Below are 25934 nucleotides of genomic sequence, written 5' to 3' on the forward strand. Positions count from 1 at the left end.
TTCAGAGAAAATCGTCGCGGCGGGGGGCAAAGCTGTCGATCAGCGTGCCCGGGTCAAGGCAAAGGCAGCCATGCACCGCCCCCGAGGGGATGGTGAAGCTGTCGCCCGGGCCGATCTCGAAGGTCTCGCCCGAAAGCTCGAAACGGAACCGGCCCGAAAGGCAGTAAGTGGATTGAACATGCGGATGGCTGTGGAGAAGCCCCTCGGCCCCCGCCTCGAAAGCGAAGCGCACCACCATCAGCTCGGGCGCCTCGCTGAGCACCTGGCGCGTTGCGCCAGGGCCGGTTTGGACGATGGGATAGGTCTTCGTCATGGCGGACCTCCTTAATGGAACACGCTCGGGAGCCACAGCGAGAGCGTCGGGATGTAGGTGACGAGCATCAGCGTGGCGAAGGCGGCAAGGTAGAACGGCCAGATCGACTTCATCACTGCCGCGATTGGCACCTTGCCGACCGCGCAGCCGACAAAGAGCACCGCCCCCACCGGCGGGGTGCAAAGCCCGATGCCGAGGTTGAGCACGAGGATCACCCCGAAATGGACCGGATCGACCCCGAAAGCCTGCGCCACCGGCAAAAAGATCGGCGTGCAGATCACGATCAGCGGCGACATGTCCATGAACGTGCCCAGCACCAGCAGCATCACGTTGATCAAAAGCAGGATGATGATCGGATTGTCCGAGAAATCCTGCAGCGCCGAAATGAGCCGCGTGGGCACCTTTTCAAAGGCGAGCAGCCAGCCGAAGGCGGCCGCGCAGCCGATCACCATCAGCACCATCGCCGTGGTGCGCACCGCGCCCTTGGTCGCCTCGACAAACTCCGAAAACGTCATCGTGCGGTAGAGGAACACGGTCACAACGAGCGCATAGACAACCGCGATGTTGGAGCTTTCCGACGCGGTGAAGATGCCCGAGCGCACGCCGCCGAAGATGATCAGGATCATGATCAGGCCGGGCACGGCATTGAGGAAGAGCCGCCCCAGCGCCTTGCGGCCCGGGAAAGCCTCGGTCGGATAGCCGCGGCGCTTGGCCACGAACCATGCCGCCACCATCAGCGAAAGCGCAAGGATCAGCCCCGGCACGATGCCGGCGGTGAAAAGATCCGCAATCGAGATTTTGCCGCCCGCCGAGATTGAATAGATGATCATGTTGTGGCTGGGCGGCAGCATCAGCGCGATGATCGCGCCAACAACGGTGATATTGACCGCGTAATCCGCGCCATACCCGCGCTCGCGCATCTGCGGCACCATCAGCCCGCCGACCGCTGAGGCATCGGCCGCCGCCGAGCCCGACACGCCGCCAAACATCACCGAGGCGAGAATGTTCACCTGCCCCAGCCCGCCGCGGATATGGCCCACAAGCGCGCCTGCAAGCGCCACGAGGCGGCGCGCGATGTCGCCGCGCACCATCAGGTCGCCCGCATAGATGAAGAACGGGATCGCCATCAGCGCAAAGACCGACACGCCCGAATTGAGGCGCTGGAACACGATCACCGGCGGCAGGCCGAGATAGAGCACGGTCGCGAAAGAGGCGATGCCGAGGCAGAAGGCCACCGGCGTGCCAATCAGCAACAACCCGACAAAGGTGCCAAAAAGAATCCAGAGTTCCATGTCAGCGCTCCTTCGTCGCCGGGGCGTCTTGCGCGGTGGGCAGCGGCTCGTGATCATCGCCAAAGCGCGAGGTCGGCAGGCCGACGGCGCGGCGCAAGATCCGCTCAAGGCAGAACAGCACGAGCAAAATGCCCCCGCCCACGATCGGCAGGAAGTTGAAGGCCCCGGAGATGCCAAGACCCGGCATCGTGTTGCCGGCGGTTTTCATCGCCAGTTCCCAACCGTATTTCGTCATGCCGACGGCGAACCCGCAGATCACCAGATCAGAAACGGTGAACAGCGCCAGCCGGGCCTTTTCGGGCAGGACATAAAGCAGCACGTCAAAGCTCAGGTGATACCCTTCGCGGATGCCGACGGCGGCGCCGAGGAAAATGAACCAGCCCATCAGCATCACGCTGGCGGGCTCGGCCCAAAAGAGGCTCGTTCCGAGCACATAGCGGTAAAAGACCTGCGCGAAGACGAAGGCCGTCATCAGCACCAGTCCAATACCGGAAAGCCACAGCCCGGCGCGTGCCAGGAGCCCCGTGGCGAGGGCCAATCTTTCCATGAAATCGCGCATTCGCGGAAGGCTCCCGAGGCGTGAATGGGGTCGACCGCACCGCGGGCGCGCGGGCGGACGACCAGATCTCGATCCGTGGCGGCCCGGCCTTCAGGCCGGGACCGCGCTTTCCCCTGTGGGGTTTGGGCCCTTATTGGGTTTCCTGGATCCGTTTCACGAGATCCTTGGCTTCGGGCGTGGTCACGTATTTGTCGTAGACCGGCTTCATCGCTTCGATGAAGGGCGCCTTGTCGATCTCGGAAACGATCTCGGACCCGGCGGCTTTCACCTTTTCTTCCGAGGCTTTTTCCTGATCGGCCCAAAGCTGACGCTCCACCGCCTCAGACATCGTCGCGGCGGCCTTGATCACTTCCTGATCCTCGGCCGAGAGCCCGTCCCAGGTCTTTTGCGACATTGCCACCAGTTCCGGCACCATCAGGTGCTGGTCGAGCGTGTAATATTTGGCAACTTCGAAGTGGCCCGAGCTGTCATAGGACGGCCAGTTGTTCTCGGCACCGTCGATAACGCCGGTCTGGATCGAGGAATAAACCTCGCCATAGGGCATCGGCGTGGCATTGGCGCCCAGCGCCGACATCATGTCGACGAACACGTCGTTCTGCATCACGCGGAACTTCATGCCCGAGAGGTCTTCGATCTTCGTCACCGGGTGCTTGGAGTTGTAGAAGCTGCGCGAGCCACCATCATAATAGGCGAGCGCAACAAGGTCATGGCTGGCAAAGGCGGTCGCGACTTCATCACCGATCGGGCCGTCGAGCACGTTGTGCATGTGTTCGGTCGAGCGGAACAGATAGGGCAGCGAGAACAGCTGGGTTTCCGGCACGATGTCGTTGAAGGTGCCGAACGAGGCGCGGACCATGTCGATCACGCCAAACTGGGTTTGCTCGATCGTGTCCTTTTCTTCGCCGAGCTGGGCGGAGGGGAACACTTCGATGCAGATCCGCCCGTCGGTCTTGGCTTCGACTTCCTTGGCCATGGCCTTCACCGCTTCCACCGTCGGATAGCCGTCGGGATGGGTGTCGGAGGACCGCAGCGTCGTCTCGCAGGCCATCGCGGAGCCCGCGAAGGCCACGCCCGCCAGAAGCGCGGCAAGGGTCGTCAGATGTTTCATGGTTTTTCTCCTCCCATGAGTTGGCTCAGAGCCGATAGGCTTGCCGGGCAAGCCGGTGAGCGAGGTCGGGAATGACCTCGAAAGCTTCGTCCTCGCTGAGCCGCCCGGTGGCGACCAGCGTGGCGAGGAAGGCGGAATCGACCCGGCGGGCCACATCGTGACGCGCGGGGATCGAGCAGAAGGCGCGGGTGTCGTCGTTGAAGCCGACGGTGTTGTAGAGACCCGCGGTTTCCGTGGTCATCTGGCGGAACCGCCACATGCCCTCGAAACTGTCGTGGAACCACCACGGCGGGCCAAGCCGCAGGCAGGGATACACGCCCGCAAGCGGCGCGAGTTCGCGCGCATAGGTGGTTTCATCGAGCGTGAACAGGATCACCGTCAGCCCGGTTTCCTCGCCCACCGCATCGAGAAGCGGCTTGAGCGCGGTGACGTAATCGGTGCGCGAGGGGATGTCATAGCCCTTGTCGCGGCCAAAGCGGTCCAGCACCGGGCCCGAGTGGTTGCGGAAGGCGCCGGGGTGGATCTGCATCACCAGCCCGTCATCAAGCGACATTTTCGCCATTTCCGTCAGCATCTGTCCGCGGAACGCCTCGCGCTCCGCGGCATCGGCCTTGCCCGACAGAACCCGGTCGTAAAGCGCTGCCGCTTCCGCCGGGCTGAAGTTGTGAGTGGTGGCCGTCGGGTGGCCGTGGTCGGTCGAGGTGGCGCCGAACGCCTTGAAATAGGCGCGCCGGTTGCGATGCGCGGCGAGGTAGCCCGCGTAGCTTGCCGGGTCTTCCCCGGCAAGCCCGCAGAACTGCTCGACATTATTCACAAACCCGCCAAAATCGGGGTCCACCACCGGGTCGGGGCGATACGCCGTGATCACGCGCCCGCCCCAGCCGCTTTCGCGGATCATCCGGTGCCATTTCAGGTCATCGAGCGGGCTTTCGGTGGTGGCGATCACGTCGATGTTGAAGCGCTCGAACAGCGCCCGCGGGCGGAACTCGGGGCGCGCAAGGCATTCGGCGATATGATCGTAAGAGGCATCGGCGGTCTTGGCCGAAAGCCGTTCGGTGAGCCCGAACACGGTCTCGAACGCATGGTCGAGCCAGATCCGCGAGGGGGTGGCGCGCAGCAGGTGGAAATGCTCGGCAAAGCGGCGCCAGATGGTGCGGCCATCGGTTTCCACCGGGCCGCCATCGGCACGCGGCACACCAAGGCTTTCAAGGCGCACGCCCTGGCTGTGCAGCATGCGGAACACATAATGGTCCGGCGTCACAAAGAGCTGGGCCGGGTCCGGGAAGGCCGCATTCTCGGCAAACCAGCGCGGATCGGTATGTCCGTGGGGCGAAACGATCGGCGCATCCTTGACGGTTTCGTACAGCGCCCGGGCCATGCCCCGCACCCGTTCCTCGACCGGAAACAGGCGATCAGCGTCAAGCAGAGCCATGGTTCCTCCCCCATTCTCTTGATATTCAAACGGTGGACGGAACCACCTTGATAAACTAATATGCTAGTATAACCGCTCCGTCAATGAGGATGGACATGACCCAGGTATTGCATCTGCCCAAGCTCGATTTCGCCCCCAACACGGTGGCCGATCAGATTTATGCCGAGCTTTATCGGCAGGTGCTTTCGCTGGAACTCAAGCCCGGCGCGAAGCTCTCGGAGATCGAGGTGGCGAAGGCGATGGGGGTCTCTCGCCAGCCCGTGCGCGATGCCTTTTACCGCTTGTCCAAAAACGGTTTTCTGCTGATCCGGCCGCAACGCGCGACGACCGTGACATTGATCTCGGCCGCTGCCGTGATGCGTGCGCGCTTCATCCGCACCGCGCTTGAGGTGGAGACGATCCGCACCGCCGCGCCGCGCCTTTGCGAGACCGATCTCGACGCGCTCGCGGCGATCATCGAGGCGCAGGATGCCGCGATCTGCGCCGATGACCGGCATGGGTTTCACCGGCTCGACGACGCCTTCCACCGCGAGATCTGCGCGCGGGCGAATCTGGCCTTCACCTGGGAGCTGATCGCCGAAAACAAGGGGCACATGGATCGGGTGCGGATGCTCTCGCTCTCCTTTGCCTCCCGCACCGCCTGGGAGGACCATGTCGAGATCCTCAAGGCCTTGCGCGGGCGGGAACCCGAGGCCGCCGCCGCCGCGATGCGCGCTCACCTGAGCCGCATCAAGGAGCAGATCGACCGGATCTTGCAACAAAACCACGATTATTTCGCCGAAGAACCCGCCGATGCCCGGCTCGATTTCTGAGCCGGTGCCTGCGCGCCATGGCCGCGCTTGTGAGGCGCCCGAAACGGGTGTAATCGCCAATGTGACAAGGCTCTGAACGCGGCCCGGGGAGGTCTCATGAGCAACAAGATCATCGCTTTCGTCGATGGCTCGATTTATGCCACGAGCGTGTGCGACCATGCCGCGTGGATTGCGCAGGAAACCGGTGCGCCGGTCGTTGTTGTGCATGTGCTGCGCGCCAATGGGGTGGTGCCCCCCGATGTGGGCGCGCCCGCGCCGCTTGGGCGCCGCTCGGGCGTGATGGAAGAGCTGTCCGCGCTCGATGCCCAGCGCGCCCGGCTGATGGGGCTGCAAGGCCGCGCGCTTCTTGAGGATGCCAAGGCGCTTTTGGAGGCCGCAGGCGTCAGCGATGTGACAACCGAGCTGCGCCAGGGCGATCTGCTGTCGATCGTCGCCGAATATGAGCCGCAGGCGCGGGCGATCCTGCTCGGCAAGCGCGGCGAGGATGCCGATCAGGCGATGGAGCATCTGGGCGCCAATCTGGAGCGGATCTCGCGTTCGTGCCGGGTGCCGGTGCTGGTGGCGAACCGCGCCTTCCGCCCGATCAAGCGCGTGCTCGTTGCCCATGACGGCGGCGTCTCCGCACTCAAGGCCGTCGATCACATCTCCCGCAGCCCGCTCTTTGCCGGGCTTGAGGTGCATCTGGTGGCGATCGACATCGAGGCCCCGGCGGTCGAAAAACGTCTCTCCGACGCCAAGGCCATGCTCGCCGCGGCGGGCATAATTGCCGAAACCACCCTGCTTCAGGGCCAACCCGAGTCGGTGCTGGGCCGGATGGTGGAGGAGCAGGGGTACGACATGCTGGTGATGGGCGCCTATGGGCACTCCCGGATCCGGTCCTTGTTCATCGGCTCGACCACCACCGCCACAATGCGCGCCTGCCGCGTGCCGTTCCTGCTGTTTCGCTGAAATCAGGCGATCTTGATCTCGAACACATACGTGCCGTTCTCCACCCGATGCGCCAGCATTTCATTGCCGGTGGTGCGGCAGAACGCTTCGAAATCCGCCACCGAGCCCGGGTCTGTTGCCTGAATCTCCAGCACCTGCCCTGCGCTCATCTCCTTGATCGCCTTTTTCGTGCGCAGGATCGGGAGCGGGCAGTTGAGCCCTTTCGCATCCACTATCTGATCGGCCATGTCCCTCTTCCTCAGATGTAAAGATTGATGTCGCAGCGCGTTGCGGCATCGACCCAGGTGGCGGCGCCGCCCAGTTCGAGCCCGTCGATCATGTCGGATCTGGTGTATTCAAACAGATCCATCGTCATCTGGCAGGCGATGATCTTTACCTCCGCCTCAATCGCCATCTCGCGCAATTCCTCGATCGAGGCGACGCCCTTTTTCTTCAGCATGTCCTTCATCATGGTGGTGCTGAGCGCGGTGGCGCCGGGCAGTGCGGCGAGGATGTTGGGCATCGCCATATGCATACCGGCCACGGGCATTTCCATCGCCGCATTGCCAAGCGGGTTGATCTTCAGATCGAGTTTTTTCTTGAGCAAAGTCAGCCCGTAAAAGGTGAAGAACATCGTCACCTCAAGCCCCATCGCCGCCGCGGTCGTGGCGAGGATGAACGGCGGGTAAGCCCAGTCGAGCGTGCCCTTGGTGACGATGATCGACATGGATTTTGCGGTATTTTCCGTCATGCTCCCTCCCTTGAGCACGAGAAACACTCTCCTGCCCGGTCGCCACAGTCGACCGGCACGCAAGGCCTCCCCGCCCCGTTTCACATCCTCCCGGGCCCACCGCCCGAGAGGGGACATTCCATGCTTCAGGCCGCGCTGCCGGCGAAATTGTCGGCTTCCATCTTGGCCTCATAGGGCGCGGCCACGCCCGAGCCCGGCACCAGAACCGCCGCGGCCGCCGCCGGATCAACGGGCTTCACCCGCACCATCCAGCCAGCGCCATAAGTATCTATGTTGGCAAGCTTCGGGCTTGCGGAGAGTGCCTCATTCACCGCAACGATCTCCGCGGCAAAGCCGATCTTGGCCGGGCCGACCCATTTGCCGCTTTCCACCGTGGCCACCGACTTGCCCGCGTCGATCGTTTTGCCCACTTTCTTGGCCGTAAAAGCGACCAGCGCCCCCGCCATCGCCGTGGCGATCACCGTCATCCCCACGGTATAGGTGCCGTCTGCCTCGGCGCGATACCACAGGTTGTTGGGAACATCATAAAAAAGGTCATCAGGCAGGCTGCATCCGCGCACAACAGGCATTTTGTTCTCCTCTTTACTCCACTTCGGCCGCGTGTAACGGCCTTGCAGAACAACAAAATTCGCCCAACCCCGTCTGCTCCAGCTTCCCGCCGACGAAGAGGGCCAGATGTTTCACCACCATGGCCATCAAGCGATGTGCATGGGCGGCCTCTTCAGGGTAAAGCAGGGCAACGTTTCGACGAAACACTATTTCACGGCAGGTCTCGCGGCAGGCATTGAAAGAGGGGTTGGCGCGCGCGCCCTGCCGGTGCAGGCCCAAAAGCCACGAGCCCTCCACCTCCTCGCGCGGCACCGGCTGGCCCTGCGCCAGAAGCCAGGCCACAAGCACCTCCTCGGCCATCGACGACAGCCGGTCGAGGCCCGGCAGCTCCTCGCGATCCTCAAGGCCCGCGTCGATAAGAGCGATGATCTCGGGAAAAACGCCCATCAGCCCAGCCCCCGCTCTGTGAGAAAGGCGCGTGGATCGGCCATGTTTTCCGGCACCCCCACCTTGCGTTGCGAGAGCCCCAGCGCGAGGCCGAGAAGCTGAGTGAAATAAAGGATCTTCACGGCCGTTTTGCGGCCAAGGAGCTTTTCGGCCCGCAATTGATGGATCTCGAGCGAGGTGTGGCAGGTCGGGCATTCGGTGGCGATCACCTCGGCGCCGCAGGCCTCGGCCGTGGTCAGGATGTTGAGCACGAGTTCTGTGGATGTATCGGCATCCGACATCGCATGCGCACCGCCGCAGCAGGCGGTTTTGAGCGGAAAATCCACGTTTTCCGCCCCGGCTGCCGCCAGAAGATCATCCATGAAATGCGGCTTGTAGCTCGATTCACTCTCCGGCCCGCGGTCGTTTTGCGGGAATATGTGGCGCGGGCGGGTATACATGCAGCCGTAATAATTGGCGATTTTCATGCCCTTGAGCTTGCCCGCACAGCGCCGCGCCAGCTCCGCTTCGCCCACCGCGCGCTTGATCCAGTCGAGCGCGTGGATCGTCTCCACCCCGCCGGGCTGATAGGCGTGATGCCCGGCCTTGCCGGCAATCCGCTCATTCGCCGCGACCGCCTGACGGTTGTGCACCAGATCGTATTCGGCCTTTTTGAGGTTGTGATAACAGCCGTTGCACGGCGCCATCACCACATCAAAGCCCATCTCCTCGGCCTTGGTCAGGTTGCGCGCCGAAAGATAGGTCTGCACCTGCGGGTCGATGTTCTTCACCTCCATCGCGCCGCAGCAGTTCCAGTCCTTCACCTCGACGAGGTCAAGGCCGAGCGCCTTGCCGACCTCCTTGGTCGAGCGGTTGTAGGCATGCCCCGTGCCCTCAAGCGCGCAGCCCGGATAATAGGCCACTTTCTTGAGCGATTTTGGGGGTTCAAAATCCTTCGCCATCAGTGCCTCCCCTTGCCGGAAAGCCCGAGCGCTGCCGCCTGTTCGGCATGGCGCTCGCGCAGGTAATCCTCGATTGCAGCGCCGGTCTTGCCCCAGTCGCGGGTGCGCGGGCGGAACACGGCGGTTCTGAGCAGATTGAAGAGGTAGAAAACCGGGACCTTCTTCACCAATCCCATGATCAGATCGCGCAGCCACGGCGGTGCGAGCGGCTGGCCGGTGCGCCAAAAGAAAATGCGCAGCACATGGCCCTCCTCGATCTTGCCGGAGGCAAGCACGTTGTCGGTGAAGCCGCGGTCAAACACGGAGGAGGGGCTCTCCCCGGTATGGCCCTTGAGTTCAAGCCAATGCGCGGTTGCCTTCATCACCGCTTCGGGCACCACATCGCGCGGGCAGGCATAGGTGCATTTGTTGCAGCTCACGCATTGCCAGATGATCTCCTTGTCGCGCAGGAGTTCCTCTTCAAGGCCTTGGCGGATCAGATAAATCCAGTAGCGCGGGTTAAACTCCGGGTTCACGGCGTTGATCGTGCAGGCATTGGTGCAGGAGCCGCATTGCCAGCAGCGGTGGATGTTCTCGCCCCCCGGCAGCGCGGCGATCTCCTCCTGCATCGCCTCGTTGTAATCGGTGATCGTGCGCGGCTTGATGAAGGTGGACCAATGGCCCGAGACATCCATCCCGTCGATCACGAGGCTCTCGTGCGTGACAAGGTTCTCGGGCCGGATCAGGGTCTTTTCATGGATCGGCATTTGCGTCCTCCGGGGTGGCCTCGGCCGTCGTCACGTCCAGGCGGGCGGCACGTCCGCCGCCAAATTCATGCGCGCGGCCGTCGATCAGGCGCAGCCTCGTGCGGCCCGTCTCGGTATCAACCCCGTCAAGCCCGAGCATGCGCCGCGTGTGCAGCATCGGATCGACATCCTGGGTAAAATCAGAGCGCAGATATTGCCCGCCGCGGTCGTTGATATAACCCGCGTAAATATGCGCCATCAGCAGATCGACCATCCAGATCCGGTCGCGCCAGACCCCCTCGCCCTCCAGAAACCCCTCCAACTCGGCATAGAGCGTGGTGAAGGTGGCGAGGTCATCGGGCACGGAAATCTCGGCCATATCGACATCCGCCGCATGCCAGATCTCGCGCAGCACACCGGTGGAGACCCGCGCATCCCAGACCCAGCGCGCCATCAGCGGCACCGAGGGCTGGGTGAAGTGCAATAGCTCCGCGCCGAGGTCGCGCACCCAGCGCATGTCCTTGCCGCTCGGAAAAGCCGCGATGAAGCGGGCCAGACGCGCATCCCCCTCGCCCTCGCCGTGCAAAAGCGCCTCGATCCTTCGGCCCAGTTCCTCAACCCCGAGGCGCGCGATCACCGGGCCGATACGGCGGCGCACCGGGGCGATGAAGGCGGCGAGATCCAGAAACTCGGTCTCGCTGAGCCCCGCCGCGCCCTGCCCCAAAACCTCTTTGAACAGCGCAGATTTCAGATGCAGCGCCGTCAGATAGCGGCTCACGCCGCCGCTGGGCTCCGCCGAGGCGGCAAGGTCTGCCATCGCCCGGCGCAACCGCTCGCCCGACAGATCGAGCACAGGTCCGGGTGGTGTTGCGCGCCCGCGCATCACTCCGCCGCCTCGGCCACGCCGACACCCGCAAGCGAAAGCGCCGCAACCGCGGCCGCCTGCCCCTGTGCGATGGAATCGTCAATCGTTTCCGGCCCGGCGGCAGCCCCCGCCACATAGACCCCGGGGCGGCTCGTTTGCGCGGTGGTGGTATAGGCGGCGGCCTTCTTGATATAGCCATAGCCCGAGAGCGTCACGCCAAAGACCGAGGCGAGCGTCATGTTGTCGACATTCGGGTCCATGCCGATCGCATGGACGACCATGTCAAAGGGGATGGTGATCGGCCGTTTGACGAGCGTGTCCTCGCCCTTCACCACCAGCCTTTTGCCGTCCGAGGTGACCTCGGCGATGCGCGCCTTGATGTATTTGACCCGCGCCTCCTCCTGGCTTTTCCAGTAGAACTCGCCCTCGTAAAGGCCGAAGGTGCGGATATCCATGTAATAGATATAGACATTGGTCTGGGGCGAAAGCTCCCGCATTTCCATCGCCAGATTGGCCGAAACGGTGCAGCAGATCTTTGAGCACCATTCGCGGCCAATCTGGCGGTCGCGCGAACCGACGCACAGGAGGATCGCCACCCGCTCCGGCACCCGGCCATCAGAGGGGCAGCGGATGCCTTTGCCGGAGGAGATCATCTGCTCGACCTGCACCGTCGTCACCACGTCGGGATAGGTGCCAAACCCCCATTCCGGTTTGTTGAGGCTGTCAAAATGGGTAAAACCGGTGGCGAGGATCGCGGCATCGGCGGCGATCCTGGTGCCATCCTTCAGCGTGGCCGTGAAAGCGCCCGGATCGCCGGTGAAGCTTTGCACCTGCGCGCCGGTGTAAACGGTGACAGATTTGTTCTGCGCCACCCGGCGCACCATTGCGCCAATCGCATCCTTCGCCCATTCGTGGCTCGGCACGAGCTTCGCGTAGCCTTGCAAAATCGGTGCCCCGCCAAGCCGGTCGGCCTTGTCCACCAGCACCGCCTGCCGCCCGGAGGCCGCGACCGCATGGGCCGCTGAAAGCCCCGCCGGGCCACCGCCCACGATCAGGATGGGTTTGTCACGCATGCATCACGCTCCTTGAAGGCTTTTCGGGGGTTTGACGTGGCCGGGGCCGGAGGTGATCGCGCGCTTCGGGTCATAAAGCGTTTCGATCCGGCCCTCCTTGACCTCGCCAAGGTAGGTTTCGAACTCGGCCTTCGCCTTTTCCCAGTCGATCCCCATCTTCTCCAAAAGCCCCTCGAACGGGCTCGCATGCCAATGAAGCTGCGCGAGCTTGTAGGGGTGGGCGCCCATGGTGAGGGCGGCAAACTGGCAATCGGCCATCACCGGGAGCGCATAGACCTTGCCCACCGCCTTGCCGATCCACTGGTTCTTGTCGAGCGTGGTGATGCAGCCGGTATCGTGGCCGATCATCACATCCGAACGCGCCTCCTCGACCGCCACCTTGATCTTGCGGTCAATGGCATAGGAGCGGGTAAATTCCCGCTCGCCGATGATGTGGCGAAAGCCGAAGCCGCAGCAATCATACCAGGTCGAATAGTCGATCACCTGCGTGCCGAGGCTCTGCAACAGCCCCGTCGTCACCGCGACGCGATCACCGTTCAAAACCGTGTCGTCATAGATCACGTCCTCCGGCACCATCTTGTAGACATGGCAGGCCGGATGCACCGTGGTGCGGATGTTGGACACGTCGATCTGCTGGCGCGCCTTGATGCGGTGCCGCATCACATGGAGCCATTCGGAATAATGCACGATCTCTTCGGGGATCAGGAGCTTGCCATCAACAAGCCGGCCAAGCTTGCCGAGGATCGCTTTCACCTCTGCCCGAAGCTCTGCCGAATGCAGCAGGAAGCCCCTGATTTCCTTGTAATTGCCAAAGCTCGTGCCGCAATGGATGAGCGGGTAAAAGGTGCCCTCCGGCAGCCCCTGCGCCCTGGCCGAAACATAGGCCTGATGCATGTTGCGCAGGAATACGGCGGCAAGGGAGACGACATTGCCGATGCCCGAGCCGTGGTAGTTCCACGCCGTGCAGGAGGTCTGATCCGTCTCGTCGAGATAAGTGAGCCCAAGCTCGTTCATGATCCAGAGCACCGAGGACGGATAGCCCGGAATATTGCCGCATTGGCCGCAGGATTTGTGATGCCACAGGTTCGTGGTCGGGATCTTCTTGTCCCAGCCGTAAAGCGTTTTGGCCATTTCCGGCGCCTGGGCCGCGCCCACCCGGTGCACGACAATCTCGCCCTCGCGCTCAAGCTGCCACATCAGCGCGCGCACATCCTCCTTGCGGTCCTTGCCGGTCAGAAGAAAGCGCTTGTCGATCTTTGCCTCAACCCAGCCGGTCGCGCGCCGCGCTTCCGTCTCGCTCAGCTGCGTGGGCGCCCAATCCGCGCCAAAGCCCCTGTAGGCGCCCTTTCCCTCGGTGTCCTCGGCCATCTTCCGCACTCCTCCCTAAAGTCGCGGTGATCGGTGGCGGCGACGGTCAGTCGTCGTCGTCCTGCTCCTCAAGCCATTCCGCCCATTCGTCGCGCTTTTCCTCCATCACGTCGGAGACCACGTCGAAGAGGTTCTCATCGACCTGTTCGAGCTGCTTGAGCACGCCGCTCGCCTCCCAGATCGTGTAAAGCTCGACCGAGGTGCGCAGGTTCACCTCCCATGCGGTGTCGAGCGTGTGCATCGTCGGCATCGGGATCGCCTTGCGCAGCACCATCAGCGGCGCATCAACCTTGGCGACATTGGGCCCCCAATCGGGGAAGGCCTCGCGGGTGATCATGTTCGGCGCAAGCTGGTTGCCGGTGGAAACCACCTTGAGAAGCACGCGCGAGAACGGGCGCAACACCTCTTTTACCGAGGGCAGTTCGTGCTTGATCGCCACCTCGCGCAAGATCATCACAAGCCCGCCCGGCGAGTTTTCAAACGGGCAGCGCGCGGCGCAGGTATAGCATTGCGCGCAGGCCCAGATCTTTTCGTGCATCGCGTCGTAGATGCCCTCGAGATTCTCGGTCCAGAGCAGTTGCACGATCTCGCGGGGGCTGTAGTCGTAATATTGCGCCGAGGGGCAGGTCGCGGTGCAGATGCCGCAATTGAGGCAGCCGTGGATCTCGTGGTCGTAAAGCGGATGGCCGCGGATATCGTCAAAGATCGCTGCGAGCGTCTCATAGTCCACCACCGGCTTTGCCGACACCGGATCGGCAACCTCAGGTTGTGGCAGCTTCGAATGCGCGGTCATGGCTGGCCCCTCCCCCGGGCTGGCGCGAACCTGTTTTGGCTAGAATTTCCTTAGTAAGTCAGAACCTTGGCGTCGTCGTCTTCCATGATATCCTCGATCACCTTGGCGCCGCCGACGATGCCGGAACACTCCGGGATCAGGTCGTCCTGGGTCATGTCGAAGAGATCGAGATTGGGCGAGCAGAACCAGAATTTGGCGCCCGCCTCATGCGCGTCCTTGATGAAATCATAGACCGTTTTCGGTGACCCTTCCTTGACGACAAGGCTCTCGGCCACGCCCTTTTTCATCAGCCGCCCGGCGGTGGCGGTGCAGACCACATCCACCGCGTAATCCATCGCCGCGGCGACGGTGGCCTGAAAGAACGGGGCGCCCAGTTCCTCGCCGTTGCGCGGATCGGTATTGACCATGAGAATGATAAGCTTGCTTGCCAAGGCGCCCTCCCAAACGGCCGTGACCACATTGCTCGAAGGTTCCGTGCGGCGCTCCCATTGCCGCTTGGATGCGTAAATCGTCAGATTTAATTTTTGGAATGTCAAAAGAATTTTCCGCCGCGCCGCGGCGGTCACATCCAGCCGGTGCGCTGCATGAGCGAAACCATGAGCGGGCCAAGGCTCTCGGCAATGGCGCGCTGTGCGAGGCCCAGCGCCTCCAGCGCGGCCACCGTGTCGGGCGGGGTTTCGGCAAATTCCATGATCAGATCTTCGGCCATGCCGCGCTTCATGCCGGGGTGGCCGAGCAGGCCAAGGCTCGTTGGCCCAAGGCTGAAGCCCAGCAGCTCTCCCCCCGCCGCTGTGGCCACAGGCACCATGCCGGGAGCCAGCACCGGGCGGTCACGCAAATACCATGCCAGGGGCATTTGCTGCGGCGCGGCGGGGCCGAGCCCGGTGATCTCGGCGCGCTCGACGGCGAATCGCAGCGGGGCATCCGCGGCGCCTCCGCCCCCCGCCACGGCCAGAATCACCGCACCGAGACCAAAGCCGAGCACGGGCTTTTGGGCCGCAAGAAAGGCGCGGGTGAGCCGCAATTCCGGCCCGAGCGAGGGCAGGATATGCCCCGAAACCACCCCGTAAGGCCCTGCGCCAAGAAGGATCAGCCCATCCGCCTCCGCCGCTTCGGGCACCATGCCCCCGGCCGCAAAAGGCCGAAAATAGCGAAACCGCAGATTGCGCCCCTCAAGATGATCCTCGATCAGCCCCAGATATTCCGCTTGCGTGTGCTGGATCACCCAGATCGTTTTCATCTCCCGCTCCCCCTGCCGGACCAAACCATCAGAGCATGGCAGCAGAGCAAGTCAACGGCAGAGGTTTCATTCTGTTTTACCGATTATTTCGTTCATTTCATTTCGTTTGAAAGATTGATTTGGCGGGATCAGAGTATTGCGATGCGAGAGAGCCAACCGCCACGCCACCGTTGCAAGCCAGCGCAGGGAACCGCCATGACCGCTTTTGCCAGCCCCGCCCCGCATATCTCGATCTGGCCCGGGGTCTCGCTGGTGGCGGCGATCGTGGCGGCGGCCTTCCTGCTCCGGCTTCTGCCCGGCGTGGGCATGTTCAGCCCGCTGATCATCGCAATCCTGATCGGGGTCGTTGTGCGCAACACCTACGGCTTGCCCGCGGGGGCCGTGCCCGGCCTCGCCTTCTCGCTGCGCCGGCTCTTGCGCGCGGGCATCATTGTGCTTGGCCTGCAGCTCACGCTCGGGCAGGTGGTTTCGGTTGGCGGCATCGGGCTCGCCACGATCCTGATTGCGCTCTTTTCGACCTATTTCTTCACGCTTGCCGCCGGGCGCTGGCTGGGCGTCGAGGCGGGGCTGACCCGGCTCATTGCCACCGGCACCTCGATCTGCGGCGCCTCGGCGGTGCTGGCCGCCAATGCCGTGGGCCGCGAATGCGATGAAGACGTTGCCTATGCCATCGCCTCGGTCACCATTTTTGGCACGCTGGCGATGGTCCTGTTCCCGATGCTGGGTTCGGGGATGAGCGCGCATGATTACGGGCTTTGGGCCGGGGCCTCGATCCATGAGGTTGCGCAGGTCGTTGCCGCGGGCGCGCAGGGCGGGCCTGAAGCCACGGCCTTTGCCACCATCGCCAAGCTCACCCGCGTCGCCCTGCTTGCACCGCTCATCCTGATCATGGCGCGCCATGTCGGCTCGACCGGACGCGCGCCCTTCCCGTGGTTCGTTCTGGGGTTTGTCGCCATGGTGGGGCTGGCCTCCACCGGCTGGGTGCCCGCCTCCCTCACCAAAGCCGCCGGGCCGCTCACGCAGGTGTTGCTCGCGATGGGCCTGGCCGCGATGGGGCTGCAAACCGATGTCGCCAAACTCCGCGCCAAGGGCGTGCGCCCGCTTGCGCTCGGCCTCATCGCCTCGCTCTTCATCGCCGGGCTGACCTTCGTGCTGGTCATCGGAGCCGGGCTCTTTTAGCCTTGAGGCATGACCCTTGAGCAGTTGCGCATCTTTCTTGCCGTGGCCGAGCGCGAACATGTGACGCGCGCGGCAGAGGCCTTGCATCTGACGCAATCGGCCGTCTCGGCGGCAATCTCGTCGCTTGAGGCGCGCCATGGCACCAAGCTCTTTGACCGCATCGGCCGCGGCATCAAGCTTACCGAAGCCGGGCGGCTCTTCTTGCCCGAGGCGCGTGCGGTGCTGGCCCGCGCCGCCGCCGCCGAGCGGGTGCTGGATGATCTCGCGGGGCTTGCGCGCGGCTCGCTGCGGATCGCCGCCAGCCAGACCCTTGCGACCTATTGGCTGCCGCCGCTCGTCGTGCGCTTTCACGCCCGCCATCCCGGGATCGCGCTGGACCTGCTCACCGCCAATTCCGAAACCGTCGCGCGCGAAGTCGCCGCGCTTTCGGCTGACCTTGGCTTCATCGAGGGCGGCGCGGTGCAGGAAGGGCTGATCGACCGGCCCTTCGGGGCGGACGAGCTTTTCTTCGTCGTCGCCCCCACCCACCCTTGGGCACAGCGCGCGCCAACGCCCGCCGATCTTGCCGCGGGCCCCTGGATCATGCGTGAGGAAGGCTCGGGCACGCGCGCGCGGATGGATGAGGCGCTGGCCGACATGGGCGTGGCGCAACCGGGCGGTCGGCTCGAATTTCCGTCCAACGAGGCGGTGCGCTCGGCGGTGATCGCGGGCGGGGGGGCAACGCTGATCTCGCATCTCGCCGTTGCGGCAGACCTTGCCGACGGGCGGCTCCTGCGCCTCACCGCGCCGCCCGCCACGCGGGAATTCCGGCTGCTTCTGCACCCCGAGCGGCACCTGACCGAGGCCGCCCGCACCTTTTTGCGCCTCGCCCTGCCCGAGACCGAGATCTAAGCCCGCGGCGCCCCGCGCCCGGCCGCGGCGAGGAGTGCGCGCGCAAAATCGCCCCCCGGAGCCGACATCAGCGCCGCGCCCGCCTGCGCAAAAAAACCCTCAACCGTGTCGGGCACGGCCTCAAGCGCCACGCCGCGCAAGGCCGCTTCGAGATCGGGCACGATCCGCGGCGGCGCCACAAAGAAATCTCCGGTAAAGAGCACTTCCCGAATCCGGTCCTGCCCCGCCCCCTCTAGCCGCAGATGCGCGGTGATCGCCCCCCCGGGGCCCGAGCGGGTGGCCGAGCGCACATCGGCGCCCTCGCGCGGCGCATCGAGCCCGAACACAAATTCATCCGTGCCGATCTCTTCCTCATGCAGGCGGTGCGCAAGCGCCTCTTCTGCGGGGGTGATCTCGCCGCGCTCCGGGGTGATGCCGAGCCGGCGCGCGAAGGCCGCGAGCAAGGCCTCCTTCACGGCGCGGGCCGGCGGGGGATTTCCGGCAAACAGCTCGGCCAGCGTCACGATCCGCTTGGCGGCATCGGTCGCGCCATGGCGTGCGAGCTTGGCGGCCGGAATGTTCAACAGCCCCGCCATCTTCGCGCCATCCATCTGCATCAGGATCGTGCCCTGATAAAAGATCGTGTCGCCATCAAAAAAGCCGCCGGTGCCGGAGATCTTGCGCCCCTCCACCTCAATATCGTTGCGGGGCCGGTAGCGCGCGGGAAGGCCAAGGCTTTGCAGCCCCTCTGCCGCCGCCTCACAGATCTCGCGCGCGACATCCGCGAGGCTCGGCAGGCCAAGGGTGGCGCGATGGAACACGAGTTCCCAACCAAACTGGCCCTCATCGAGGTAAAGCGCGCCGCCCCCGGTGACCCGCCGCCCGATGAACACCCCCGCGGCGCGGCAGGCGGGCAGGTTCAGCTCTTGCCCGATCAACTGGTGGCGCCCCACCAGCACCGTTGGCGGAAAGGTCAGAAAACGGATCGTGTCGGGGATCTCGCCCGCCTTGTGCGCCTCGATCAGCGCCTGATCAAAGGCGATTTGCGCGCGCGCGGGGCGCACCCCGGTGTCGATCACCCGGAACGGCTTTTTCGCGCTGCCGGGCTCAGTCATGTTCGAATTCCTCGCCCGGTTCATAGCACTCGTTGGCCCGCGCGCGGTTGAGCTGGTGGCGCACGCGCTTCAGATCCACCGGCCGCAGCGCGAACGGATAAGAGGCAATATCGGAGGGCGGGCTGTCTCCATAGGGCCGGTCACAGGCGGAGATATCCTCGGCAACCTTGCCGGGGCAGCCCGAGGTGCGAAAGGCGATGCCCGCATCAATGATCGCATCAAGCTCCGCCCCCGGCAGGCCAAAATCGTCCACCCGGCCCTGCGCATCAAAGCGCATCTGCTCCACCCGCAGCCCGCAATAGTCGATCAGATAGCGGCCAAGCTGCACGCGCCGCCACTGGTCGCGCGGCGTGGCGGGCAGATGGTCCATCAGCGAGCCTGCTTCCGGGTAAAAGCTGAACAGGTGGCTGTGCCCGCCCATATCCACCAGCCGCTGCACGAGAGAAAGCATCTCGGCTTCCGTCTCGCCCATGCCAACGATCAGATGCGCCCCGAACTTTTGCGGCCCAAAGATCTCGCGCGCCCAGTCGAGCACCTGCCAGTAGCCCGCCCAGCTATGGGGCGATTGCACGCCCTTGCCGCGGGTGCGCTCAAAGAGCGCGGGCGTGGCGGCATCCAGTGCAACCGTGAAAATCTCCGCTCCCATGTCGCGCAGGCGCCTCACATCGGCGCGCGTCATGGTGGTCGGGTTGGAGAGGATCGAGACCGGAATCCGGTCAGGGTCGATCCGCTTGGTCCAGCGCTCAAGCACGGTGATCGTGTCCGCATCCGAATTTGGATGCGTGATCATCGAGATGCACATGCGGTGGAACGGGGTGGTGTCGAGTGTGGTGGCGATGCGCTCGATCACCTCGTCCATCGGCACCGCGGGCCAGTCGACGCGGATGAAGTTGCGGTCGGCATAATTGCGCTCGGCCTCGCGGTGGCGCGCGAGCCCGCAATAGGCGCAATTGGCGCGGCAGCCCTCCGGGTAGGTCAGGAGCAGGTTCAGACACCGCGTGCAGGCGCAATTATACATCTGCCCCTCGACAAGGCCGAGCGTGATCGCCGCCGCGGTGGACATCTGCACATAATCGGGCGAGCGCATCGCGGGCGTCATCACCCGGTAATCGGGCCGGTAAAGCCCCTCCGGGCGCAGCCCCGCCTGTTTTACCGCCGCCCCGTTGCGCCGCGCCTCGGGCACCGGGGCGGGCGCACGCGGCGCCATGATCTCGGGCGCGTTGAAGCCGGTGGCGGCGCCCTGCGCCGGGCTCTCGGTCTTGATGCAGCTCATGCGGGTTCCTCGATGCGTGCCGCCGGGGCGGCAGGGTCGATGCTTGAGGCCGCAGGCAGCGGCGCCTCACGATAGTCGGGATAGGCAATCCAGGCGCTGCGCAGCGCCGCCGTATCCGGCGCGCCACGGGCATAGCGCGCCATCAAGGCGGTGCGGCGCGCCACGCCCAGCGCAAGGCTCGGTCCAAAGAGATCGGTGATTTCCTCGGCATAGTCATTGGCGGCCTGTCTTTGCCCCGCCGCGATGGCCGCCGCCGCCGCCCCCGCCATTGTGCCCGACAGGCAGGCACTGGCGATCCCCGCGCCGGTGATCGGATGGGTCAACCCGGCAGCATCGCCGGCCAGAAGCACGGGCAGATCTCCGCTCCAGCCCAGCGGGCCGGTCAGCCCGCCGACCGCGATCGTGCCGCCGGTGAGGCGGCGCGCCTTGCGCCCCACCCGCCCCTCGGCCACGAGTTCGCCATGCAGCGCCGCGAGCAGAGGTTTGAGCCGGGCCCGTTCTTCATGCGCCACGCCAAGGCCAAGGTTTGCTTCCGCCCCGCGCGGAAAGAGCCATCCGTAGCCGCCGGGGATCTCTGCCGCGAGAAAAATATCGGTGGCATCATGGGGCGCGCGGAGCGGCACGGTGATCTGGCGCGCCTCGCAAAAGGCGCGATTTCTGAGCCCCACCGCCGCGCCCGTGCGCGACTGCGGCCCATCCGCCCCCACCACCACGCGCGCGTCAAGCCCGCGGCCATCGGCAAGCCGCACGCCTTGCGGGCCGAGCGCGGCAAGGGCAACGCCGGTGACGATCTCCGCCCCGGCAGCGCGCGCCTGCGCCACCAGTGCGGCATCGAAGGCAGCGCGGTCGATCATCTGGCCGCGAAACTCCGCGCTGCGCAGATGCGTGCCGGAAAGATAGGTCTCCATCGCCGCAATTTCCTGCAGCGCCGCGGTGCGGAGCGCCTGCGTTTCGGCGCCAAGCGCGTGCGGCACAAATTCGGCGCATTGCACCGGCAGGCCGGGCGTCGGGCGCTTGTCGATGGCACAAACCCGCGCGCCCGCGCGCGCCGCCGCCGCCGCCGCCGAGGCGCCCGCGGGGCCGAGCCCGATGATCAAAACATCAAACACCCCGCTCATGCCGCACACCCCGCGCGCAGGCGCGCACCCTCGCCAAGCGTGATCGAGCAGCAGGCATGCGCCTGATCCCAGGGCCGCCCGATCCTTTCGGCCACGCCCACCGCGCCCTCGGCGGGAAAGGCGATGCCATCGAGCCCGGCCATCACCGCGTAAGCATCGGTGAGCCGCTTGTGCATACCTGCCGGGCGCGCGCAGCCAAGCAGCAGATCCCGGTCGGGCAGCCTGTCGCGCGCGGCGAGAAACACCCGCCCGACATCCGCCGCGGGCACGGTCGCAAAGCGGCCCGGCGTGGCGTAAAACGGCATCACCACCACCAGCACCAGCGCCTGTGTCGGGTAGCGCGCAACGATCTCAAGCGCGCGCGCCTCCCCCAGGAGCTGCCCGTAATGCAGCCCGATCACGATATGGGGGCAGACCTCCATGCGCGTGGCGGAAAGCGCCGCGAGCGTCGCCTCGAAATCCTCCACCGGGCGGTCGAGGTGGTAGACCGCGCGGATCGTCTCCGCCGCGCCGATCACATCCATCATCGCCGTATCGACCCCGGCCGCCTCCATCCGCCTGGCGCCCGCCTCATCCGTCAGCGCGGTATGAAGGGCGATGCGCATCTGCGGAAAGTCGCGTTTCAGCCCTTCGATCACGGGGTAAAACCGCTCGTAGCGGATCTCGTTGCGCCGGTTCGAGCCGCCCGAAAGCAAGAACCCCTGCAACCCCTGCAACAGCACGAGATCGCGCACCTTGCGGTCGAGCTCTTCAGGTCTGGTGGCGGGGATCATCGGTTCAAGGATCTTGGCGCGGCAATGATCGCACTCAAGCGCACAGGCGCCGCCGGTGATCGAAAACGCCGGAAAAGCGTTCTTGCCGCAGCCCTTGATCTCCTGACTGTCGAATTCCTTGAAGGTCGGGGTGGAAAAGCGCAGCCCCCGGGCGCGGGCGCGGGCGGCCTGCGCCTCCATCGCCGCCACCAGGTCCGCATCGAAATCCGCATCCTCCAGCGCCTCGATCTGGCCCAGCGCGTTCATCCAGTTGCCCATGCCGTCCTCCTCCCTGCCGTCTCCCCCGTAACGGCGGCAATCAGCGCCTCGGTCTCGCGCCGCACCGGGCCGGGGTTTTCCGGGTCGACCAGTGTTCGGAACCAGTCCGGGTCGCGATCCTCCTCCTCGACGAGATCACAATCGAGGCTTGCCAGCACCGCGCGCGCCTCGCGCGGCAACCCCGTCGGGATCGCCTGATCGGACAGACGCGCCCAGAGCCCGGCCCAGGCACGCCCGAGCGTCCAGGGATTGTAGCCGCCCCCGCCAAGCACCACGCGCGCAGGCGCGAGCGCACAAAATGCCTCTGTCGCAGCCCAAAGCCGGCTGTTGGTGACGGCGAGCGAGGAGAGCGGATCGCCTTTGAGCGCATCCGCGCCCACCGTGATCACCACCGCATCGGGCGCGAACTCGCGCGCGACGGGCAGCGCGGCGCGATGGATCACCGCCTCGAACTCGCAATCATTGAGCCGGGGCGGCAGCGGCAAGTTGCATCGGCCCGGCCCCTGATCGCCGATCCGCCCCGTAAAGGGCCAGCGCCCGGTCTCGTGCAAAGAGAGCGTCATCACCCGCGGGTCTTCGGCAAAGGCAATCTCGACCCCGTCGCCATGATGCGCATCCAGATCGACATAAAGCACCCGCGTGCGGCCCAGATCGAGCAATGTCAGGATCGCAAACACCGGATCGTTGAGAAAACAGAACCCGCTGGCGCGATCTCGCAGCCCGTGATGCGTGCCGCCACCGGGGTGAAAGGCAACCGCCCCCTGATGCGCCAGCCGCGCCGCGAGAATCGCGCCGCCCACCGAAACGGCGGCGCGATGCCAGAGCCCCTTGAACACCGGGTTCTCCAGCGTGCCGATATGGTAGCGCGCTCGGTCCTCGGCGCTGGCGCCCGCCTGCGCCTCGGCGCGGCGGATCGCATCGAGGTAGTCGGGGGTGTGAAACCGCGCGATCTCGGCGCGGCTTGCGGGCAGGCATTCGAGCGGGGAATGCCGCGGCCCGAACCAGTCCAGCGCAGCGCACAGGCGCTCCACCGTGCCCACGCGCGGAATCGCCAGCGGATGATTTCCAGAATATCCCGTTTGCCTGAAACAGGCGGCCGTAATGAAATGGGCCGTCATGTCTGATGGCCTCCCTCCCTGTGCGGGCTCCCCTCCCGCACAGAAAGTGTCATGCAGAAATTCGCATGAGACAAGATAAATTTGTGCAGGCCCCGGTCAGGGCCGAGCCGCACGGAGTTGCGCCAAAAAGGCTTGCGCGGCGGGAGAGAGCCGCTTGCCGCGTGGCCAGGCCACATGCCAGAGCCGCTCGATCGGAAAGCCGGTGACATCCAGCGCGACAAGGCGACCAAGCTCCAGTTCCAGTGCAACGGTGGAGCGCGAGAGCACCGCGATGCCGAGCCCGGCAATCACCGCATGGCGGATCGCCGCATTTGCCCCCAGTTCGAGCCGCACCTTTGGGGCAAGCCCGTGGGCAGAGAGAAACCGCTCGGTGGCGATGCGCGTGCCCGAGCCCTTTTCCCGCATCACGAAAGGCTCGCCCCCGAGCTGGTCTGGCGCAATCGCGCGCGCCCGTGCCAAGCGGTGATCAGGCGGCGCGATCAGCACCAAAGGGTTCTTGGCAAAGGCAAAATGCTCGGCCTCCAGCGCGTCCGGCAGGGTGCCCAGAATGTAGAGATCATCCTCGTTCGCGGCAAACCGGGCCAACAGTTCGCTGCGGTTGCCGACCTTGAGTTCCACCTCGATACCGGGATGCGCGCGGCAAAAGGTGCCCAGAAGCGCCGGGGCATCATATTGCGCCGTCGAAACCGCCGCGAGCCGCAACCGCCCGGTCGCCAGCCCCCGGATCTCGGCCAGCCGCGCCTCCATCCGCGCCATCTCGCCCAGCACGTCGCGCGCCGAGGCGAGCACCGTTTCTCCCGCTTCGGTGAGAAAGAGCCGCTTGCCGATCCGCTCGATCAGCTCTGCACCGATCTGCTCTTCAAGCGTGCGCACCTGCGTGAAAACGGCGGGCTGGGTCAGGTGCAACGCCTCCGCCGCGCGGGTGTAGGAAAGCTCCCGCCCCACCGCCTCAAAGATCTGCAACTGCCGCAGGCTCGCCTGCATGAATATTCCCTTATGAAGTCTTATCTTAAAAACTATTCATTTTTGCATAGTCTCGCAACCGGCTAGCGTTCTTGCAAGCAACGGGAGGAGGAAACCCGAGATGAACGCGCCGATGACAAGCCCGCCCCGCAAAACCTATGACGCAGGCGTCAAGGAATACCGCGCCACCTACTGGGAGCCGAATTACACGGTGAAGGACACCGATGTTCTGGCGGTTTTCAAAGTGACCCCGCAGCCGGGCGTGAGCCGCGAAGAGGCCGCCGCCGCTGTCGCCGCCGAAAGCTCGACCGGCACATGGACCACGGTCTGGACCGACCTTCTGACCGATCTTGATCACTACAAGGGCCGCGCCTACCGGGTGGAGGACGTGCCCGGCCATGACGAGGCGTTTTATGCCTTTATCGCCTACCCCGCCGACCTCTTCGAGGAAGGCTCGGTCGTCAACGTCTTCACCTCGCTTGTGGGCAATGTGTTCGGCTTCAAGGCGGTGCGTGCGCTCCGGCTTGAGGACGTGCGCTTCCCGATCTGGTTCGTCAAAACCTGCTTTGGCCCGCCCCACGGCATTCAGGTCGAACGCGACAAGATGGACAAATACGGCCGCCCGCTTCTGGGCTGCACGATCAAACCCAAGCTCGGCCTCTCCGCCAAGAACTATGGCCGCGCCGTTTATGAATGCCTGCGCGGCGGGCTCGATTTCACCAAGGACGACGAGAACGTCAATTCCCAGCCCTTCATGCGCTGGCGCGACCGGTTCCTGTTCTGTCAGGAAGCGATCACCAAATCCGAGACTGAGACCGGCGAGCGCAAGGGCCATTACATGAATGTCACCGCGCCGACGGTGGAAGACATGTTCCGCCGCGCCGAATTTGCCAAGGAACTCGGCACGCCGATCATCATGTCGGATTACATCACGCTCGGCTGGGCGGCGCATAACTCGCTCTCGAAATGGTGCCGCGAAAACGGCATGCTGCTGCATGTCCACCGCGCCATGCATGCAGTGATCGACCGCAACCCGAACCACGGCATCAACTTTCGGGTGCTGGCGAAATTGCTGCGGCTTCTGGGCGGCGATCACCTGCATTCGGGCACCGTGGTGGGCAAGCTCGAGGGCGACCGCGCCGCAACGCTCGGCTGGATCGACCTCTTGCGCGACCGGTTCGTGGCGGAAGACCGCGACCGCGGCCTCTTCTTCGATCAGGACTGGGGCTCGATGCCCGGCGTGTTCCCGGTTGCCTCGGGGGGCATTCATGTCTGGCACATGCCCGCCCTTGTGGCGATTTTCGGCAATGACTCGGTGCTGCAGTTTGGCGGCGGCACGCTCGGGCACCCCTGGGGCAACGCCGCGGGCGCCGCAGCCAACCGGGTTGCGCTCGAAGCCTGCGTGCAGGCCCGCAACGAAGGCCGCCAACTTGAACAGGAAGGCAAGGAGATCCTCACCAAGGCCGCCCGGCACAGCCCCGAACTCAAGGTGGCGATGGAGACCTGGAAAGAGATCAAATTCGAATTCGACACCGTCGACAAGCTCGACGTGCAGCACCGTTGACCCCTTCATCTTGCTGCAAAAATCCGGGCAGACGCCCCTTCGCGCCCCCCGGCTCCGCGCGCCAATGGGCGACAGAGCAGCACCCCGGCACCTTTGACCGAAAGGATCGACCATGACCCAGGTTCAGGATTACCCCTCCCGCCTCTCCACCCCCGAAAGCCGCAAGATGGGCACATTTTCCTATCTGCCACCGATGGATGACGCGCAGATCCGCGCTCAGGTCGCCTGGATCGTCCAGCACGGCTGGAACCCGGCGATCGAGCATACCGAGCCGGACTTCGCGCGGGGCACTTATTGGTACATGTGGAAACTGCCGATGTTTGGCGAAAGCGATGTCGATGCGATCCTTGCCGAGCTGAAGGCCTGCCACGAGGCCAATCCCGGCCATCATGTCCGGCTGATTGGCTACGACAATTTCACCCAGAGCCAGGGCGCGAACATGGTCGTCTATCGCGGCGCCGCCGTCTGAGCATGCCGGGCCCGCCCCCCCCGGCGGGTCTCCCCGAGG

General features: G+C 64.8%; 29 protein-coding genes. 6 read left to right on the forward strand and 23 right to left on the reverse strand.

Features of this window, described 5'->3' with window-relative positions; translation table 11 throughout:
• Nucleotide 1: 1 nt before the first annotated feature.
• The 5 genes from ACFSM0_RS07190 to uxaC all read right to left on the reverse strand — a co-directional run bounded on the left by ACFSM0_RS07190 (nucleotide 2) and on the right by uxaC (nucleotide 4704).
• Nucleotides 2–313: a cupin domain-containing protein gene (locus ACFSM0_RS07190; RefSeq protein WP_377388727.1), complete on the reverse strand. Its 312-nt coding sequence runs from the start codon at nucleotides 311–313 to the stop codon at nucleotides 2–4.
• Between the two features lie 11 nt (nucleotides 314–324).
• A complete protein-coding gene (locus tag ACFSM0_RS07195) occupies nucleotides 325–1605 on the reverse strand; it encodes a TRAP transporter large permease (protein ID WP_377388729.1) in 1281 nt (426 codons plus the stop codon).
• Nucleotide 1606: 1 nt separating this feature from the next.
• Nucleotides 1607–2152, reverse strand: coding sequence for a TRAP transporter small permease (locus ACFSM0_RS07200; RefSeq protein ID WP_377388731.1), 546 nt, complete (start codon nucleotides 2150–2152; stop codon nucleotides 1607–1609).
• A 142-nt stretch (nucleotides 2153–2294) separates the two neighbouring features.
• Nucleotides 2295–3272: a TRAP transporter substrate-binding protein gene (locus ACFSM0_RS07205; RefSeq protein ID WP_377388733.1), complete on the reverse strand. Its 978-nt coding sequence runs from the start codon at nucleotides 3270–3272 to the stop codon at nucleotides 2295–2297.
• Between the two features lie 25 nt (nucleotides 3273–3297).
• Complete coding sequence (gene uxaC / locus ACFSM0_RS07210; RefSeq protein ID WP_377388735.1) at nucleotides 3298–4704, reverse strand: glucuronate isomerase; 1407 nt, start codon at nucleotides 4702–4704, stop codon at nucleotides 3298–3300.
• Nucleotides 4705–4799: 95 nt separating this feature from the next.
• Between uxaC and ACFSM0_RS07215 the strand changes: the two genes are divergently transcribed.
• Together ACFSM0_RS07215 and ACFSM0_RS07220 are read left to right on the forward strand one after the other, a co-directional pair.
• A complete protein-coding gene (locus tag ACFSM0_RS07215; RefSeq protein ID WP_377388737.1) occupies nucleotides 4800–5516 on the forward strand; it encodes a GntR family transcriptional regulator in 717 nt (238 codons plus the stop codon).
• Nucleotides 5517–5612: 96 nt separating this feature from the next.
• Nucleotides 5613–6464, forward strand: coding sequence for a universal stress protein (locus ACFSM0_RS07220; RefSeq protein ID WP_377388739.1), 852 nt, complete (start codon nucleotides 5613–5615; stop codon nucleotides 6462–6464).
• A 2-nt stretch (nucleotides 6465–6466) separates the two neighbouring features.
• Here ACFSM0_RS07220 and ACFSM0_RS07225 read toward each other — a convergent pair whose 3' ends face one another.
• The 12 genes from ACFSM0_RS07225 to ACFSM0_RS07280 all read right to left on the reverse strand — a co-directional run bounded on the left by ACFSM0_RS07225 (nucleotide 6467) and on the right by ACFSM0_RS07280 (nucleotide 15195).
• Nucleotides 6467–6691, reverse strand: coding sequence for a sulfurtransferase TusA family protein (locus tag ACFSM0_RS07225; RefSeq protein WP_377388741.1), 225 nt, complete (start codon nucleotides 6689–6691; stop codon nucleotides 6467–6469).
• An 11-nt stretch (nucleotides 6692–6702) separates the two neighbouring features.
• Complete coding sequence (dsrE2, locus tag ACFSM0_RS07230; RefSeq protein WP_377388743.1) at nucleotides 6703–7194, reverse strand: sulfur carrier protein DsrE2; 492 nt, start codon at nucleotides 7192–7194, stop codon at nucleotides 6703–6705.
• 125 nt (nucleotides 7195–7319) lie between these two features.
• Complete coding sequence (locus ACFSM0_RS07235) at nucleotides 7320–7763, reverse strand: biotin/lipoyl attachment domain-containing protein (protein ID WP_377388746.1); 444 nt, start codon at nucleotides 7761–7763, stop codon at nucleotides 7320–7322.
• 13 nt (nucleotides 7764–7776) lie between these two features.
• Nucleotides 7777–8190: a hypothetical protein gene (locus ACFSM0_RS07240; RefSeq protein WP_377388748.1), complete on the reverse strand. Its 414-nt coding sequence runs from the start codon at nucleotides 8188–8190 to the stop codon at nucleotides 7777–7779.
• Entirely contained in the window at nucleotides 8190–9131 is a 942-nt protein-coding gene (locus ACFSM0_RS07245) for a CoB--CoM heterodisulfide reductase iron-sulfur subunit B family protein (protein ID WP_377388750.1), read from the reverse strand. Before ACFSM0_RS07245 ends, ACFSM0_RS07240 begins: the two co-directional genes overlap by 1 nt.
• The gene (locus ACFSM0_RS07250) at nucleotides 9131–9877 is read right to left on the reverse strand and encodes a 4Fe-4S dicluster domain-containing protein (protein ID WP_377388752.1); all 747 of its coding nucleotides are present in this window, start codon (nucleotides 9875–9877) and stop codon (nucleotides 9131–9133) included. The genes ACFSM0_RS07245 and ACFSM0_RS07250 overlap by 1 nt, the downstream gene beginning before the upstream one ends.
• Nucleotides 9864–10739 carry a hypothetical protein gene (locus tag ACFSM0_RS07255; protein ID WP_377388754.1) on the reverse strand — a complete coding sequence of 292 codons (876 nt, stop codon included), beginning with the start codon at nucleotides 10737–10739 and terminating at the stop codon, nucleotides 9864–9866. The genes ACFSM0_RS07250 and ACFSM0_RS07255 overlap by 14 nt, the downstream gene beginning before the upstream one ends.
• Nucleotides 10739–11794, reverse strand: coding sequence for an FAD-dependent oxidoreductase (locus ACFSM0_RS07260; protein ID WP_377388756.1), 1056 nt, complete (start codon nucleotides 11792–11794; stop codon nucleotides 10739–10741). The genes ACFSM0_RS07255 and ACFSM0_RS07260 overlap by 1 nt, the downstream gene beginning before the upstream one ends.
• A 3-nt stretch (nucleotides 11795–11797) precedes the next feature.
• On the reverse strand, nucleotides 11798–13162 hold the full coding sequence (locus ACFSM0_RS07265; protein ID WP_377388758.1) for a heterodisulfide reductase-related iron-sulfur binding cluster: 1365 nt from the start codon (nucleotides 13160–13162) through the stop codon (nucleotides 11798–11800).
• Between the two features lie 46 nt (nucleotides 13163–13208).
• On the reverse strand, nucleotides 13209–13955 hold the full coding sequence (locus ACFSM0_RS07270) for a 4Fe-4S dicluster domain-containing protein (RefSeq protein ID WP_377388760.1): 747 nt from the start codon (nucleotides 13953–13955) through the stop codon (nucleotides 13209–13211).
• A gap of 50 nt (nucleotides 13956–14005) precedes the next feature.
• On the reverse strand, nucleotides 14006–14386 hold the full coding sequence (locus tag ACFSM0_RS07275) for a DsrE family protein (RefSeq protein ID WP_377388762.1): 381 nt from the start codon (nucleotides 14384–14386) through the stop codon (nucleotides 14006–14008).
• A gap of 131 nt (nucleotides 14387–14517) precedes the next feature.
• Nucleotides 14518–15195, reverse strand: coding sequence for a type 1 glutamine amidotransferase family protein (locus tag ACFSM0_RS07280; RefSeq protein WP_377388764.1), 678 nt, complete (start codon nucleotides 15193–15195; stop codon nucleotides 14518–14520).
• Nucleotides 15196–15390: 195 nt separating this feature from the next.
• Between ACFSM0_RS07280 and ACFSM0_RS07285 the strand changes: the two genes are divergently transcribed.
• Together ACFSM0_RS07285 and ACFSM0_RS07290 are read left to right on the forward strand one after the other, a co-directional pair.
• A complete protein-coding gene (locus ACFSM0_RS07285) occupies nucleotides 15391–16374 on the forward strand; it encodes a YeiH family protein (RefSeq protein ID WP_377388766.1) in 984 nt (327 codons plus the stop codon).
• 9 nt (nucleotides 16375–16383) lie between these two features.
• Entirely contained in the window at nucleotides 16384–17265 is an 882-nt protein-coding gene (locus ACFSM0_RS07290) for a LysR family transcriptional regulator (RefSeq protein ID WP_377388768.1), read from the forward strand.
• Here the strand turns inward: ACFSM0_RS07290 and ACFSM0_RS07295 are convergent.
• From ACFSM0_RS07295 to ACFSM0_RS07320, 6 genes are all read right to left on the reverse strand, one after another.
• Nucleotides 17262–18359: a lipoate--protein ligase family protein gene (locus ACFSM0_RS07295; RefSeq protein ID WP_377388770.1), complete on the reverse strand. Its 1098-nt coding sequence runs from the start codon at nucleotides 18357–18359 to the stop codon at nucleotides 17262–17264. The genes ACFSM0_RS07290 and ACFSM0_RS07295 overlap by 4 nt on opposite strands.
• The gene (locus tag ACFSM0_RS07300) at nucleotides 18352–19632 is read right to left on the reverse strand and encodes a radical SAM protein (protein ID WP_377388772.1); all 1281 of its coding nucleotides are present in this window, start codon (nucleotides 19630–19632) and stop codon (nucleotides 18352–18354) included. Before ACFSM0_RS07300 ends, ACFSM0_RS07295 begins: the two co-directional genes overlap by 8 nt.
• Nucleotides 19629–20750 carry a geranylgeranyl reductase family protein gene (locus ACFSM0_RS07305; protein WP_377388774.1) on the reverse strand — a complete coding sequence of 374 codons (1122 nt, stop codon included), beginning with the start codon at nucleotides 20748–20750 and terminating at the stop codon, nucleotides 19629–19631. The genes ACFSM0_RS07300 and ACFSM0_RS07305 overlap by 4 nt, the downstream gene beginning before the upstream one ends.
• Nucleotides 20747–21781 carry a radical SAM protein gene (locus ACFSM0_RS07310; protein WP_377388776.1) on the reverse strand — a complete coding sequence of 345 codons (1035 nt, stop codon included), beginning with the start codon at nucleotides 21779–21781 and terminating at the stop codon, nucleotides 20747–20749. Before ACFSM0_RS07310 ends, ACFSM0_RS07305 begins: the two co-directional genes overlap by 4 nt.
• Complete coding sequence (locus tag ACFSM0_RS07315; RefSeq protein ID WP_377388778.1) at nucleotides 21766–22899, reverse strand: acetoin utilization protein AcuC; 1134 nt, start codon at nucleotides 22897–22899, stop codon at nucleotides 21766–21768. The genes ACFSM0_RS07310 and ACFSM0_RS07315 overlap by 16 nt, the downstream gene beginning before the upstream one ends.
• A 96-nt stretch (nucleotides 22900–22995) precedes the next feature.
• Entirely contained in the window at nucleotides 22996–23883 is an 888-nt protein-coding gene (locus ACFSM0_RS07320; RefSeq protein WP_377388780.1) for a LysR family transcriptional regulator, read from the reverse strand.
• A gap of 112 nt (nucleotides 23884–23995) precedes the next feature.
• Here ACFSM0_RS07320 and ACFSM0_RS07325 point away from each other — a divergent pair, with 112 nt between their 5' ends.
• Both ACFSM0_RS07325 and ACFSM0_RS07330 read left to right on the forward strand, forming a co-directional pair.
• Nucleotides 23996–25426: a form I ribulose bisphosphate carboxylase large subunit gene (locus tag ACFSM0_RS07325; RefSeq protein WP_377388939.1), complete on the forward strand. Its 1431-nt coding sequence runs from the start codon at nucleotides 23996–23998 to the stop codon at nucleotides 25424–25426.
• Between the two features lie 112 nt (nucleotides 25427–25538).
• Nucleotides 25539–25895, forward strand: coding sequence for a ribulose bisphosphate carboxylase small subunit (locus tag ACFSM0_RS07330; protein ID WP_377388782.1), 357 nt, complete (start codon nucleotides 25539–25541; stop codon nucleotides 25893–25895).
• Nucleotides 25896–25934 lie beyond the last annotated feature (39 nt).

Source organism: Rhodobacter lacus (assembly GCF_042683065.1).
Classification (GTDB): domain Bacteria; phylum Pseudomonadota; class Alphaproteobacteria; order Rhodobacterales; family Rhodobacteraceae; genus Rhodobacter; species Rhodobacter lacus.